Genomic DNA, 14,113 nt, shown 5'->3' with positions numbered 1-14,113 from the left:
CATCGTCGAACACGGCATCGCCGCAGTTCAAGAGCTATTTGACGCCTTTTTGCTCACAGGACGTGCACCGATCCTACAAAGTCGTGGCGATCGATTCGGCGATCTGGAGCGCGTTGAGGGCGGCGCCCTTGCGGAGGTTGTCGGCGCAGACGAAGAAGTCGAGCGCCTTCTCGTCGTCCATGGAACGCCTGACCCGACCGGCCCAGACGGGGTCGGTGCCGACGACGTCCACGGGTGTGGGGAAGTCGCCCGCTGCCGGGTCGTCGTAGAGCACGACGCCGGGCGAGGTGGCCAGGACCTCGTGGGCGCGCCCGACCGGAACGGGGCGTTCGAAACGGGCGTGCACCGAGACGGAGTGGCCCGTCACGACGGGCACCCGGACACAGGTGGCGGCGATCCGCAGGGCGGGGAGGTCGAGGATCCGGCGGGTCTCGTCGCGGACGTGTTCCTCCTCTGAGGAGGCTCCGTCGGAGCCGGGGGTGCCCGCCCAGGGCAGGACGTTGAGGGCGAGGGGGCCGGGAAAAGGTCCGGTGTTCTCCCCGACGACGCGGCGCACGTCTCCGGGATGGGTGCCCAGGTCTCCGTCGCCGGCCACCAGGCCGAGCTGGGCGCGGAGCGCGTCCACGCCCGCCTGCCCGGCGCCGGCCCCACCGGCGGCCTGCTGGGCGGTGACGACCAGTTCGGAGAGGCCGAACTCGGCGTGCAGGGCGCCCACGGCGACGATCAGCGCAAGGGTGGTGCAGCCGGGGCTCGCGACGATGCCCCGAGGACGGACGCGGGCCGCGTGCGCATTGATCTCGGGGACGACGAGCGGCACGTCGGGATCGTCCCGGAAGGTCGCGGAGGTGTCCACGACGACGGCGCCCTTGGCGGCGGCGATCGGTGCCCACTGCTCCGCGACGGCATCGGGCACGAGGAGGAGGGCGAGGTCGACGTCCTCCAGGTTCTCCTCGCTCAGTGCGAGGACCTCGCACTCCTCCCCCCGCACGGAGGCCTTGAGGCCGACCGAACGGGAGGAGGCGAGGAGACGGATCTCACCCCAGACGTCCGCGTGGTGCGTGAGCATCTGGAGCATCACCGAGCCGACGGCTCCGGTCGCACCGACGACCGCGAGCGTCGGCTTCGGCGTCATCGACCGGTGCCTCCGTAGACGACGGCCTCGTCCGAGTCGCTGTCCAGGCCGAAGGCGGTGTGGACGGCGCGCACGGCCTCGTTGACGTCGTCGGCGCGGGTGACGACCGAGATGCGGATCTCGGAGGTGGAGATCAGCTCGATGTTCACGCCCGCGTCGGACAGCGCGCGGAAGAAGTCCGCGGTGACGCCGGGGTTGGTCTTCATTCCCGCGCCGACCAGGGAGATCTTGCCGATCTGGTCGTCGTAGCGGAGCGAGTCGAAGCCGATCGCGACCTTCGCCTTCTCCAGGGCCTCGATCGCCTTGTGGCCCTCGGCCTTGGGAAGGGTGAAGGAGATGTCCGTCAGACCGGTGGAGGCGGCGGACACGTTCTGCACGATCATGTCGATGTTGATCTCGGCGTCGGCGACGGCGCGGAAGATGGCCGCGGCCTCGCCCGGCTTGTCCGGCACGCCGACGACGGTGATCTTCGCCTCCGAGGTGTCGTGGGCGACACCCGAGATGATGGCCTGCTCCACCTTCTGGTCCTTTGCGTCGGAGAGCGGTTCGTTGCTGACCCAGGTGCCCTGCAGCCCCGAGAAGGAGGAGCGGACGTGGATCGGGATGTTGTAGCGGCGTGCGTACTCGACGCAGCGGTGCAGCAGCACCTTGGAGCCCGAGGCGGCGAGCTCCAGCATGTCCTCGAAGGAGATCCAGTCGATCTTCTTCGCCTTCTTCACCACGCGCGGGTCGGCGGTGAAGACGCCGTCGACGTCCGTGTAGATCTCGCAGACCTCGGCGTCGAGCGCCGCGGCGAGCGCCACGGCGGTGGTGTCGGAGCCGCCGCGGCCCAGCGTGGTGATGTCCTTCTTGTCCTGGGACACGCCCTGGAAGCCCGCGACGATGGCGATGTTGCCCTCGTCGAGGGCGGTGCGGATGCGCCCCGGTGTGACATCGATGATGCGCGCTTTGTTGTGAACCGAGTCGGTGATGACACCGGCCTGGCTGCCCGTGAACGACTGGGCCTCGTGGCCCAGGTTTTTGATCGCCATGGCCAGCAGGGCCATGGAGATCCGCTCTCCGGCGGTCAGCAGCATGTCGAATTCACGCCCGGCAGGGATCGGGGATACCTGCTCGGCGAGATCGATCAACTCGTCCGTCGTGTCGCCCATCGCGGAAACCACGACGACCACCTGGTGGCCGTTCTTCTTGGCGTCCACGATCCGCTTGGCGACGCGCTTGATGCCTTCGGCATCGGCAACGGAGGAGCCTCCGTACTTCTGCACGACAAGGCCCACGTGCGCTCCTCGCTCAGTTTGTGCCGCAGCCGGCGCTGCGATCGCCTCAGTTTATCGAGGGCCCCGGAAACGCCAGCGTGATATCGCATGCTGAGATGAGGTGCTCGGAGAGTGATCACATGAGCCGATCTTCCGAACATCGGACCGTTTCCCGGGCCCGGCCCCCGGCCGCGGGTTCGCCACGACCGGAGGCGTCGAGGGCCCTTCGCACCGGCCCGCGGAGGCCGTACCGGTGACCGGCCGGGCGGATGAACGGCGCCGGCCCCCGCCGCCGGATGGGCGATGGGGGCCGAGGGGCCGGGACGCGCGTGTCGGACCCCGCCCCGGGCGGGGTCCGGGCCTTGCGGTCCGCTACTTCCGGACGGTGCGGGCGCGCAGGCCCAGCGGGGCGGCGATCTCCTCCAGCATGACGCGGCCCGCCTCCTCCGCGAGATCGTCCTCGGTGAGGTCCTCGTCCGTGTCGAGGCCGTCGAGGGCCGCGAGCGGCTGGTCGAGGCGGACGTGGGCCACGAGGGACTGGAGGGCGCGGAGGGTGGCCGAGGCGGTGGGACCCCAGTTGGAGAAGTACGAGAACTGCCACCACCACAGCGCCTCGCTGGTACGGCCCGCCCGGTAGTGGGCGAGGCCGTGGCGCAGGTCGGTGATGATGTCGGCGAGGTTGTCGGAGATCCGGGCCGGAACGGGGGCCTTGCGCGGCTCGTAGGGGTCGAAGACCTCGGAGAAGACGTCGACCGGGTCCAGGATGACCGCGAACCGCTCCCTCAGCTCGTCCACGTCCGGCTCCGGGCCCGTGTCCGGTTCGTACCGCTCGTCGGGGACGATGTCCTCGTGCGCACCGAGCCGGCCGCCCGCGAGGAGCAGCTGGGAGACCTCCAGGAGCAGGAAGGGGACCGCACTGTCCGGCTCGTCGCCCTTGGCGACCTCGGTGGTCGCGACGATGAAGCTCTCGATCGAGTCGGCGATCTGGACCGCGAAGTCGTCCGGATCCTGCGTGACGGAGTGCAGTGTGGCGTCAGACATCGAGCAGCCTCCCTGAGAGCGCTCGGGGGAGCGCGCCGGCCCTGTCGTCATACATCTAGCAGCCTCCGCCCCTCGAAGGCACGGCCGAGGGTCACCTCGTCGGCGTACTCCAGGTCGCCGCCGACCGGGAGACCGCTGGCGAGTCGGGTGACCTTCAGGCCCATGGGCTTGATCATCCGCGCCAGGTACGTCGCGGTGGCCTCGCCCTCCAGGTTCGGGTCGGTCGCGAGGATCAGCTCGGTGACCGTGCCGTCCGCGAGCCGCGCGAGCAGTTCGCGGATGCGCAGGTCGTCCGGGCCGACGCCCTCGATCGGGCTGATCGCGCCGCCGAGGACGTGGTACCGCCCCCGGAACTCGCGCGTCCGCTCGATCGCCACGACGTCCTTGGGCTCTTCGACCACACAGATGACGGCGAGGTCGCGACGCGGGTCCCGGCAGATGTTGCACTGCTCCTGCTGCGCCACGTTGCCGCAGACCGCGCAGAACCTGACCTTCTCCTTGACCTCCAGGAGCGCCTGTGCGAGCCGCCGGACGTCGGTGGGCTCGGCCTGGAGGACGTGGAAGGCGATCCGCTGCGCGCTCTTGGGACCGACGCCGGGCAATCTGCCCAGTTCGTCGATGAGGTCCTGAACCACGCCTTCGTACAACGGAACGCCCTTCTCGGAGGTGCTTGATTCCTACGGTAGTGGCTGGAAACCAGCCTTAGAAGGTGTACGGGTCAGAAGCCCAGGCCCGGCATCCCGCCCATGCCCTGCGCCAGCGGGCCGAGCTTCGCCTGCTGGAGCTGCTGGGCGTTCTCGTTGGCGGCCTGGACGGCGGCCAGGACCAGGTCGGCCAGCGTCTCCGTGTCCTCCGGGTCGACGGCCCTGGGGTCGATCACCAGGCCGCGCAGCTCACCGGAACCGGTGACGGTGGCCTTGACCAGACCGCCGCCCGCCTGGCCGTCCACCTCGGTCGCGGCGAGCTCCGCCTGGGCCCGGGCGAGGTCCTGCTGCATCTTCTGGGCCTGCTGGAGAAGCTGCTGCATGTTGGGCTGGCCACCACCGGGGATCACGGTCACTCACTCCTACGGGTCTTCGGACGTCGGTACGCCGAGCCTACGTGCTTGCCGACCGGGGTGCCGACGCAACACTTTCGAGTGAGAAACTGCGGGCTCCTCTACCTGATCAACACCCTCTTGCGGGCGGAGATCCCGGGATTCCGGGCCCATCGCCCACCATTCGGCGGTAGGAAGGGCAGGCACCACGTGCACCGCACGTCACAGAAGGACACGAGCGCTGAGCTGAACAGAGGAGTCCCCCGGTGAGCCAGCAGCCGGAGATGCAGCCGCCGGGGCAGCCCGGGGGCGACGTCCAACGTGATCTGACCGGTACGCCGTTCCCCCTGGGCGATTGGGGAGAGCCGGCCGAGCGGCTCGACGAGCTGTACCGCTGGGTCGAGGGCAATGCCCTGCGCACCGTCGAGTGGTACCTCTCCGACCGCGTCTGGAAGCGCCGCTGCGCCCGGATCCTGCGGGTCGGCACGGCCGTCGGAGTGATCGCGGGAGCCGCGCTCCCGCTGCTCGACCTGACCGGAGCCGCCGAGGGCACCGCCGGCTGGGGCTATCTGTCGCTGCTGCTCGGTGCCGCCTGCATGGCCTGTGACCGGTACTTCGGACTGACGTCCGGCTGGATAAGGGACGTGGCGACGGCCCAGGCCGTGCAGCGCCGACTGCAGACGCTGCAGTTCGACTGGGCCTCGGAGAGCGTCCGCGAGGTCCTGGGTCCCACGGAGGGAACCGCGAGCGAGGCCGCCGGGCGGTGCCTCGGGGTGCTGCGGCGCTTCTCGGAGGACGTGACGGAGCTGGTCCGGGCGGAGACCGCGGACTGGATGGTCGAGTTCCGCTCGGGTCCGGCGCCGCTGGCGCTCCAGTCGGTCGGCGTGGTGCCGCCCCGGGCGGAGAGCCCGCCCCCCTCGGGTCGCTTCCCCCTGCCCCCGGGCACGCGTCCCAACATGCCGCGCCAGCGCCCCCCGGAGGCACGTTAGACCGGCCCCGGAGGCTCCGACGGGTTAGGGGCGTGGCCCGCCCCCCTGGGGGGGCGGCCCCCGAGCCCGCCGGAAAGCCTCCGGGGAACCCGACGCCTCAGCTCAGGATGATCATCGATCCCTGGGCCAGACTCCGGGTCGCCGCCGCGTGCAGGCCCAGCCAGACGTGCCGTTCCCGTGCGAAGGGGTGGTCGTCCTGGGGGACGGCCGCGGCCGGCTCCTCCAGGGTGGTCGGCCGCTCCGGCGGCTCGGGCGCCGCCGGCGGGTTCGCCGGGTCGATTCCTATCGCCGGCGCCACGAACTCCAGCTCCCGCAGCAGCCCGTACGAGGAGCCGAGCGGGCCTCCGCCCTCGAGGAGTTCGTCGCTGGCGAGCGGCACCGGGAAGTCCACCGGCACGTACGCGCCGGCATGGTCGTAGTGCCAGACCAGGTGCGACTGTTGGGCGGTCGCCTCGAACATCTCCAGGAGTTGCTCGTAGTCCCCGCCGAGCTCGCCGACCGGCTCGACCGGCAGTCCGCACATCTGGAGTAGATAGGCGCGGCGCAGGAAGTGCAGGGCGGTGTAGTCGAAGCCGGCGACCGGAGCGACGTCGCCGGAGAGCCCCGGCATGTACGCGTAGACGGGCACGGTCGGCAGGCCCGAGGCGGTCAGCACGGCGTCGTAGGCGGCGATCTCTTCCGCGAAGGGGTTGTCGGGGCTGTGGCACAGCACGTCGACGAGGGGGACCAGCCACAGGTCACAGGCCAAGGGAGGCTCGCTCTCCGTCAGTTGCAGGGACGGCCAGGGTAGTCGGCCGGGCCGGCGAGGCCCACCCGCTGGGGACCTGCCCCCGAAGGCCCGGGCTCAACCCGGCCCGATGCCGCGGTGCGGATCACCGCGCCCGCTGCTCCAGGCGGTCCGCCCATTCCATCGAGTGCGCGTTGTAGTCCCGGACGACCTGGACCGCGGCCCCGGCGTCACCGCGGGCGATCGCGTCGACCAGGTCCACGTGCCCGCCCCAGAGCCAGCCCAGGAGGTCCCGTTCGGAACGCAGGTGGGGCACGGAGAAGACCCAGGCCTGGACGCGGAGCCGGTGGAGGAAGTCGGCGATGTAGTCGTTGGCGGCGACCAGCCGACCCAGCTCGCGCCAGTAGCGGATGTCGTAGCCGATGAGGACGTCGAGGTCACCGGCGCGGGCGGCGCGGGCGGCGGCCTCGCCGCGGCGGCGCACCGAGACGAGCGCGACCCCGATGCCCCGCTCGGGTTCCGGGGCGGGGATCGTCGCGGGCGCGTACCGGCGGAAGATGCCGTCGACGACGAGCATCCGGGCTTCGACCATGCGCCGGTAGTCGTCGACCGAGTACTGGTGGACCCGGAAACCGCGGTGCTGGTCGGAGTCGAGGAGGCCCTGTGCGCAGAGGTCGACGAGCGCTTCCCGCACGGGCGTGGCGGAGACCCCGTACTGCTCGGCGATCTGCTTGACGGTGAATTCCCGGCCCGGCTGGAGACGGCCTGCGAGCACTTCGTCACGGAGCGCGTCCGCGATCTGCTGTCGCAAGGTGTTGCGGGTGACAGCTCCGCTCGCGGGCATGGTTTCGGCCCCCTCCGTCCGGTTCCGGACACCCTAGTCCAGACGGAAGGGGCCTCTCCGTTGCGTGCTTACGCGGTGTGCTCGTCGGCCACCGAGAGGGCCGCGTCGAGGGCGGCGAGGCCCTCCTTGGCCTCGGCCTCGGAAACGTTGCAGGCGGGAACCGCGTGGGTGCGGTTCATGTTCACGAAGGGCCAGAGGCCGTTCTTCTTGGCGGCGGCGGCGAAGGCGGCCATCGGTGCGTTGGCCTCGCCGGCCGCGTTGTACGGGACGAGGGGCTCGCGGGTCTCCCTGTTCTTCACCAGGTCGAGGGCCCAGAAGACGCCCGTGCCGCGGACCTCGCCGACGGACGGGTGGCGTTCGGCGAGTTCGCGCAGCCCGGGCCCGAGGACGTTCTCGCCGATGTGGGCGGCGTTCTCGACGACCTTCTCCTCCGCCATCACGTTGATGGTGGCGACGGCGGCGGCACAGGCCAGCGGGTGACCGGAGTAGGTCAGTCCACCGGGGTAGGGCCGCTTGTCGAAGGTGGCGGCGATCTCGGCGTTGATGGCGACGCCGCCGAGCGGCACGTAACCGGAGTTCACGCCCTTGGCGAAGGTCATCAGGTCGGGCACGACATCGAAGTGCTCGGCGGCGAACCAGGTGCCGGTGCGGCCGAAGCCGGCCATGACCTCGTCGAGGACGAAGACGATGCCGTACTTGTCGCAGATCTCGCGGACGCCGGCGAGGTAGCCGGGCGGCGGGGTCATGATGCCGGCGGTGCCGGGCACGGTCTCCAGGATGATCGCGGCGATCGTCGCCGGACCCTCGAAGGCGATCGTGTCCTCCAGGTGCTGGAGGGCCCGGGCGCTCTCCTCCGCCTCGGTGGTGGCGTAGAAGGGCGAGCGGTAGAGGAACGGCGCCCAGAAGTGCACGACGCCCGCGGAGGCCGTGTCGGAGGGCCAGCGGCGCGGGTCGCCGGTCAGGTTGATCGCCGTGGAGGTGGCGCCGTGGTAGGAGCGGTAGGCGGAGAGCACCTTGGTGCGGCCGGTGTGCAGCCGGGCCATGCGGACGGCGTTCTCGACGGCCTCGGCTCCGCCGTTGGTGAAGAAGATCTTGTCCAGGTCGCCCGGGGTGCGCTCGGCGATGAGGCGTGCGGCCTCGGAGCGGACGTCCACGGCGAAGGCGGGCGCGAAGGTCGCGAGCTTCCCGGCCTGCTCCTGGATGGCGGCGACGACCTTGGGGTGCTGGTAGCCGATGTTGGTGTAGACGAGGCCGCTGGTGAAGTCGAGGTAGCGGTTTCCGTCGTAGTCCCAGAAGTACGAACCCTCCGCGCCGGCGACGGCGAGCGGGTCGATCAGTCCCTGTGCGGACCAGGAGTGGAAGACGTGCGCGCGGTCGGCGGCCTTGACGGCCGCGCCGGCCTGGGGATCGGGTTCGACATGAGGGGTCATGCATCGAAGGGTAAGGAACCGCAGGTGGGACGGGCCATGGCCATCTTGTCCACCGAGACCGCGGCGGACCCGACACGTTGCCGGTCCGCCTCGTCGCCCGGGCGGAAGGAGCTCGGGAAGCGGACGGGAGGGCGCCGGGAAGCGGGCGTGGCACCAGGGCCGGGCCGGCGTGCGGGAGGGGCGGCCCGCAGTCGTGCGGACCGCCCCTCCCGGCTGCGGGGGGGCGTGGTCAGCAGTACAGGTTCGCTCCCGTGGGGACGCCCAGGATCTGGGTGAACCGCTGGTAGGTGGTGACCCGGCTCTGGACCTGGGCCGGGTTGCCGCCGTTGCACTCCAGGCTGCCGTTGATGGAGCGGATGGTCTCGCCGAAGCCGGCGCCGTTGACCATGGCGTTGTGGGCGGTCATGGTGCCGGGACCGTTCTGGGTGTTCCAGTACCAGAGCCCGGTCTGCATGGCGACGGCCGGGTCCTGCTCGACGCGCCAGGGGTTGTGGAGCAGGTCGATGCCGAGTGCGTCGCCGGCGGCCTTGTAGTTGAAGTTCCAGGAGAGCTGGATGGGGCCGCGGCCGTAGTAGGCGGCCTGGCCGGCGGGGCAACCGTAGGGCTGGCTCGTGTCGCAGTAGTGGGGGTAGTTGGCGGTGTTCTGCTCGACGATGTGGACGAGGCCGCCCGTCTCGTGGGAGATGTTGGCGAGGAAGGCCGCGGCCTCCTGCTTCTTCACCGTGTCGCTGCCGGTGGTGGCGAAGCCGGGGTAGGAGCCGAGGGCGGCGGTGAGGCCGGCGTACGTGTAGAAGGGGTTCCGGTTCGGGAACATCTGGTTGAACTGGGCCTCGGAGACGACGAATCCGGAGGGGTTCGGGTCGGTGCCGCCACCACCACCGCCACCGGTGCCGCAGGCGCCCTCGTCGCGCCAGACGTCGGAGGAGCCGGGCCGCTCATTGAGGGTCCACCACTTGGCGTACCAGTTGTGGCCGTTGTACGAGGCGGTCATGCCGCCGGTGTAGACGCTGCCGGAGTTCCAGGTGCCGACGCAGGCCGGGGCGGCTCCGGCCGAGGCGGCGGGGAGGAGTGCGACGAGACCGACGGCCGTGCAGAGCGCAGCCATCAGGGTGACCAGTTTGCGCAGCATGCGTGCTTCCTTCCGGGTGGGGTCCGGGCGGATTCCGGGCGGGAAGGCACAGCGAAGCGGTATTGGTCTGAACCTGTCAAGGTCTAGACCAAAACATGGAACGGATGGGACCCTGCGGACGGGTGCGGTGGCGACACCGCCCCCACGGGCCGTCCCCGGTGCCGCGGAAGCGCGGGACGGCCCCGCGTCCACCGCGGGGCCGCCCCGGAGCGGTCCCGCCCCCCGACGGGACCGACCGCTACGCGACCGGCTGCAGCGCCAGCCCCTTCGCGAGGGACTCGACGGTCGCGAGGGCCTCGGCGCGGGAGTCCTCGAACAGCGGGACGAGCTCGGCCATCGCCGGAACGAAGGGGGCCATGGTCAGCTCGGGCAGGACGAAGGTGACGTCCAGGCCGAAGCCGCCGCCGAGGGCCTGCCGCAGATAGCCCTCGACGTGGTCGTTGCCGTGCTGCGGGGTGCCCTCGCGATAGGAGCCGCCCCGGCTGGCGACGACGACGGCCCGCTTCCCCGCCAGCGAGGGGTTCTCGGTCAGCGCGGTGCGCCCCACGACGAAGACGTGGTCGATCCACGCCTTCAGGGTGGAGGGGATCGAGTAGTTGTACATCGGGGCACCGAGCAGGATCACGTCCGCCCGCTCGGCCTCCTCGATCAACTGCCGGCGCAGCGCGAGCGCGGCCCGTTCCCCGGGCGACCGGTCGGCCGGGGCGGTGTCGCCGGCGTAGTGGGCAGCGGCTCCCAGATGGGGGATCGGGTCGGCCGCGAGGTCGCGGTAGATCACCGCACCCCCGGGATGCGCCGCCTCCCACGCCTCGCGGAAGGCGGCGGTGACGGCACGGGAGTGGGAGTCCTCGCCGCTGAAGGAGGTGTCGATGTGCAGCAGGGTGGCCATGGGTCCGTCTCCTGGTTCTCACGGTGCGTGTTCTGGGAAGGCAGGGGAAATCCTGCTTCCTCAACCAAAGTTGAGGTCCAGCGACCGTGACTCAGATCACGAAGCCCCTCGCGTCCCGCGCACCGGACCGCCGAACCCCGAGCAACGTCCGGGGCGTCGCTCGGGGCAAGGGAAAACGGGTGATGACGGGACGGTCTGGTCAGATCATCAGGATGATCCGGCCGGGTCGGTGCCCCGCCTCCGCCCTGCGGTGGGCCTCCGCGACCTCCTCCAGCGGCATCACATCGGCCACCCTGGTGATCAGCTCCCGGTCCGCCACCTTCCGCAGGCTCTCCGCGAGCCTGGCGGCGTCCGGCACGGCCCGAACGACCTCGACGCGGACGTCACGTTCGGTGACCGGCACCCGGTCCGGGGCGAGCGCGGCGAACACGCCGCCGTCCTTCAGCACGGGAAGCAGGGCATCGCCGACGATCGCCCCGTCGAAGACCGCGTCCACACCCTCCGGTTCGCCCGCGAGCACCTTCGCCACCACGTCCTCCGGGGTGCCGCGCGTCACGACCTGCTCCGCGCCGAGGACCCTCAGTTCGGCCTCGTCGCCCTCGTGGGCGACGGCCACCACCCGCAGCCCGGCGGCCGAGGCGTACTGCACCGCCAAGCGGCCCACCACGGCACTCGCGCCGGTCACCAGCAGCGTCGCGCCCGTCGGGAGCGCGAGTCGGTCGAGGCCCTGCTGGGCGGTGGCGGAGGCCAGCGGAAGGGAAGCGGCAACGGTGAAGTCCACGTCGTCCGGGACCGGGGCCAGCCACTCCGGTTCGGCCCAGATGACCTCCGCGTACGTGCCGTCGCCCGTCAGGGCTTCGAACCAGGGGTGGAAACCGGCCACCCGGGTCCCGGGCTCCATCCCGGGCACGGGGTCGAGCAGCCTGCCGGCGAAGTCCGTGCCCAGGACGAACGGCGGCTTGAGCGCGCCGACCGCGTCCGCGTACAGCCCCGCGCGGATGCGCAGGTCCGCCTGGTTCACTCCGGCCGCCTTCAGGCGCACCCTCACCTTGCCCGGAACGTCCCCGGCCTCGGGCTCGGGCCGGCGGGCCATACTGAGCACCTCGGGTCCGCCGTAGGCGGTCACTTCGACGACACGCATGGGGTACTCCTCAGACGGAAGGCCCCCTGCTGGCCATTACACCCACGCTCCAGACGCCCGGCAACCCCTGTCCGTCCACCCGGGGAGGTGCTGCCGAACGATCTGAACGAACGACGAAGCCCACGTGGCGAGCCGCTACGCCGCCCCCGTCTTCGCACGGGCGTCCGTACCGTCCCGGCCATGGAGTGGATAACCGCAGAGAACGTGATCGCCGTGGGAACGGCCCTCGTCGGTGTCCTGGTCACGCTCGCCGTCGTCTGGATCGACCGGTTCTCACCGCAGCGCAAGCGGCTCGGCTACCGGGTGCAGCTCAACACCCCGCTCCACCGGGAGGAGAACCGGGACAGCGAGGTCATGACCGTGCGGGAGGGCCAGGTGGTGGGCATGGCGACGCCCGCCGACGGCTCCACCCTCGTCCTCCTGCGCATCGAGAACGACCGGGAACTCGACATCGGCTCCGAGGACTACGGGCCCGCCGCCGAACCCCACGGGCTGAAGGTCACCTTCGGTGACCGGACCGTACAGGGCGTCGTCGCCACCGTCTCGGCCGGTTGGGACTCCATCCGGGACGACCTGGAGCGCTCCCCCGCGCTCGGCCGGAGCGGCAACGCGGTCCTCGTCCCCAAGGTCGCCCTGGAGCGCGGGCAGTACTTCAAGCTGCTCGTCCAGCTCTCCGGCGGGGTGGCCGACAAGCACGTCAAGATCGACGGGAGCCTCCAGGGCGGCAAGATCCGGCGCAACAGGAGCGCCTCCCCGGATGACAAGCCCGCCCGCTTCAGCCCGACCGCCCGGGCCGTCACCGTCGTCCTGACCACCTGTGTCATCGCCCTGGCCGCGATCATCGTCAGCGAGCGGACCCCACCGCCGATCGGCTGCGCCCGGGGCCGGGTCACCCTCACCGGGTCGACCGCCTTCGCCCCCGCCCTGCGGGAGGTCGCGCGGCAGTACGAGAAGGACTGCGAGGGCTCGACGGTGGCCGTGGACGTGCACGGCTCCACCGCCGGCACGAGAAGGCTCGCCGAGGCGGGAGCGAAGGCCGGGAAGGGCTCGCCGGCCGTGATCTCCTTCTCCGACGGGCAGAAGCCGGGCGGTTTCCCGGAGCTGCGGGAAACCGCCGTCGCCGTCTCGCTCTTCACCCTCGTCGTCCACGACGGAGTGCCCGTCGAAGACCTCTCCCTGGAGCAGGTGCGCCGGATCTACCGGGGCGAGATCACCGACTGGGGCCAGCTCGTCCCCGGCGTCCACCAGCCCGTGCTCCTCATCAGCCGGGACGCCAACTCCGGCACCCGGCAGGTCTTCCAGCGCCGCGTCCTCGACCGCAACGAACCCGCGAACTCCTCCCAGGACTGCCGGACCCTCGACGACCCCGCCTCACCGGTCGTCCGCTGCGAGCTCGACTCCACCGAGCAGGTCCTGAGCACCGTCGCCGAACTCCCCGGTGCCATCGGCTACGCCGAGCTCCGGGCCACCGACGGCCGGAAGGGCCTGCACCGGGTGGCCGTCGACGGACGCCGGCCCGTCGTGGAGGAGCTGGGCGAGTCCGGCTATCCGTACCGGGAGGTCGAGTACGCCTACACCTGGGGCGTGCCCCAGGTCGACTCCCTAACGTCCAGCTTCCTCGCGTACCTCCGCTCGGGCCGCGGCCAGGACGTCATCGGAGCCCACGGGCACCTGCCCTGCGGGACCCCGAAGGGGCTGTGGGCGTGCGGGGCGGGCGGAGGGCCCGCCGGGACAGCAGGGACGGCCGGGACAGCTGGGAAGGCGTCCTCAAGGGCGGTCCGAACGCCCCGAAGGAGACCCGGCGGATCGAGATCGCCCAGGGCCCGGCGGGCGCCAGGACGGCCGTCTACACCCACGTCACCGGCGAGCTGCTGTGCATCGGCCGGGCCCCCCTGCTCTCCGCCACCGACGGCGAACTGGTCCTCGGGGAGGCGGAGGTCACCGTGAGCGTCCCCGCCCAGCGCTGCACCCCGGCGGCCCGCCAGAGCCTGCGACTGCTCTCCGCCGACGTCGTGTCCTGGGGATCGGGCGTCGCCGCCGGCACCTTCCAGCGGGTCAGGGCCGGAGCGGACGTCGTGCCCGCCGCCCTCGTCGGCTCCTGGACGCAGGACCCCGACACGGTGACCCAGCCGGAACCCGACCGCTGGTCCTACCGGCTCACCGTCAGCCAGGGCCCGATCGGCGCCCCCCTGGTGCGCTTCGAGCACTCCTACCCGCGCATGGACGACCAGGGCAACCTGCTCGCCGAGAACGTCGACTGCATCTCCACGGCCGTCGTCGGCGGCTCCGGCACGCTCCTCGTCATCGGCCCGGAGACCCGCGACCGGGACGTCTGGGACCCCGACTGCGCCGAGAACGGCTCCGGCAACCTCCGCATCGTCCAGCACCAAGGCAAGGAGGAGCTCCACCTGTACGGGATGGACCTGGACGGGGAGCCGGCCGAGTTCGTCCGCGACTAGCCCGCGGCTCCACGGGTCCCCGCGTTCCCCGGCGGGGTCC

Annotated in this window: 14 protein-coding genes; 3 read left to right on the top strand and 11 right to left on the bottom strand. The window is 71.3% G+C overall.

The annotated features are described in order from the left end of the window. Positions 1-73: 73 nt before the first annotated feature. The 5 genes from ACFW2Y_RS00345 to ACFW2Y_RS00325 all read right to left on the bottom strand — a co-directional run bounded on the left by ACFW2Y_RS00345 (position 74) and on the right by ACFW2Y_RS00325 (position 4,483). Positions 74-1,132 (bottom strand): aspartate-semialdehyde dehydrogenase, encoded by a 1,059-nt coding sequence (locus ACFW2Y_RS00345; RefSeq protein WP_384871234.1) that lies wholly within the window; start codon positions 1,130-1,132, stop codon positions 74-76. After that, positions 1,129-2,409 carry an aspartate kinase gene (locus tag ACFW2Y_RS00340; protein WP_384871231.1) on the bottom strand — a complete coding sequence of 427 codons (1,281 nt, stop codon included), beginning with the start codon at positions 2,407-2,409 and terminating at the stop codon, positions 1,129-1,131. The genes ACFW2Y_RS00345 and ACFW2Y_RS00340 overlap by 4 nt, the downstream gene beginning before the upstream one ends. A gap of 351 nt (positions 2,410-2,760) precedes the next feature. Continuing rightward, complete coding sequence (locus tag ACFW2Y_RS00335; protein WP_384871227.1) at positions 2,761-3,429, bottom strand: DUF5063 domain-containing protein; 669 nt, start codon at positions 3,427-3,429, stop codon at positions 2,761-2,763. Between the two features lie 47 nt (positions 3,430-3,476). Further along, positions 3,477-4,076, bottom strand: coding sequence for a recombination mediator RecR (gene recR, locus ACFW2Y_RS00330; RefSeq protein WP_384871225.1), 600 nt, complete (start codon positions 4,074-4,076; stop codon positions 3,477-3,479). Positions 4,077-4,147: 71 nt separating this feature from the next. Then, positions 4,148-4,483, bottom strand: coding sequence for a YbaB/EbfC family nucleoid-associated protein (locus ACFW2Y_RS00325; RefSeq protein WP_384871356.1), 336 nt, complete (start codon positions 4,481-4,483; stop codon positions 4,148-4,150). 266 nt (positions 4,484-4,749) lie between these two features. Here ACFW2Y_RS00325 and ACFW2Y_RS00320 point away from each other — a divergent pair, with 266 nt between their 5' ends. Beyond that, positions 4,750-5,454, top strand: coding sequence for an SLATT domain-containing protein (locus ACFW2Y_RS00320; RefSeq protein WP_384871352.1), 705 nt, complete (start codon positions 4,750-4,752; stop codon positions 5,452-5,454). 97 nt (positions 5,455-5,551) lie between these two features. Here the strand turns inward: ACFW2Y_RS00320 and ACFW2Y_RS00315 are convergent, their stop codons facing one another. The 6 genes from ACFW2Y_RS00315 to ACFW2Y_RS00290 form a co-directional block, all read right to left on the bottom strand. Then, a complete protein-coding gene (locus ACFW2Y_RS00315; RefSeq protein WP_384871222.1) occupies positions 5,552-6,202 on the bottom strand; it encodes a hypothetical protein in 651 nt (216 codons plus the stop codon). 124 nt (positions 6,203-6,326) lie between these two features. Next, positions 6,327-7,025 carry a GntR family transcriptional regulator gene (locus ACFW2Y_RS00310; RefSeq protein WP_384871219.1) on the bottom strand — a complete coding sequence of 233 codons (699 nt, stop codon included), beginning with the start codon at positions 7,023-7,025 and terminating at the stop codon, positions 6,327-6,329. Between the two features lie 68 nt (positions 7,026-7,093). Continuing rightward, entirely contained in the window at positions 7,094-8,455 is a 1,362-nt protein-coding gene (locus ACFW2Y_RS00305) for an aspartate aminotransferase family protein (RefSeq protein ID WP_384871217.1), read from the bottom strand. 229 nt (positions 8,456-8,684) lie between these two features. After that, positions 8,685-9,584, bottom strand: a complete 900-nt coding sequence (locus ACFW2Y_RS00300; RefSeq protein WP_384871214.1) for a glycoside hydrolase family 19 protein — start codon at positions 9,582-9,584, stop codon at positions 8,685-8,687. Between the two features lie 238 nt (positions 9,585-9,822). Next, entirely contained in the window at positions 9,823-10,473 is a 651-nt protein-coding gene (locus ACFW2Y_RS00295) for an FMN-dependent NADH-azoreductase (protein WP_384871211.1), read from the bottom strand. Between the two features lie 199 nt (positions 10,474-10,672). After that, a complete protein-coding gene (locus ACFW2Y_RS00290) occupies positions 10,673-11,614 on the bottom strand; it encodes an NADP-dependent oxidoreductase (RefSeq protein ID WP_384871208.1) in 942 nt (313 codons plus the stop codon). A 180-nt stretch (positions 11,615-11,794) separates the two neighbouring features. Here ACFW2Y_RS00290 and ACFW2Y_RS00285 point away from each other — a divergent pair, with 180 nt between their 5' ends. Together ACFW2Y_RS00285 and ACFW2Y_RS00280 are read left to right on the top strand one after the other, a co-directional pair. Then, positions 11,795-13,561 carry a substrate-binding domain-containing protein gene (locus tag ACFW2Y_RS00285; protein WP_384871205.1) on the top strand — a complete coding sequence of 589 codons (1,767 nt, stop codon included), beginning with the start codon at positions 11,795-11,797 and terminating at the stop codon, positions 13,559-13,561. Next, a complete protein-coding gene (locus ACFW2Y_RS00280; RefSeq protein WP_384871202.1) occupies positions 13,558-14,073 on the top strand; it encodes a hypothetical protein in 516 nt (171 codons plus the stop codon). Before ACFW2Y_RS00285 ends, ACFW2Y_RS00280 begins: the two co-directional genes overlap by 4 nt. Positions 14,074-14,113 lie beyond the last annotated feature (40 nt).

It is taken from the genome of Streptomyces sp. NPDC058877 (genome assembly GCF_042742855.1).
In the GTDB taxonomy this organism is placed as follows: domain Bacteria; phylum Actinomycetota; class Actinomycetes; order Streptomycetales; family Streptomycetaceae; genus Streptomyces.
The sequence above is the reverse complement of the archived record's forward strand: the minus strand, read 5'-3'. Positions and strand labels throughout refer to the sequence as shown.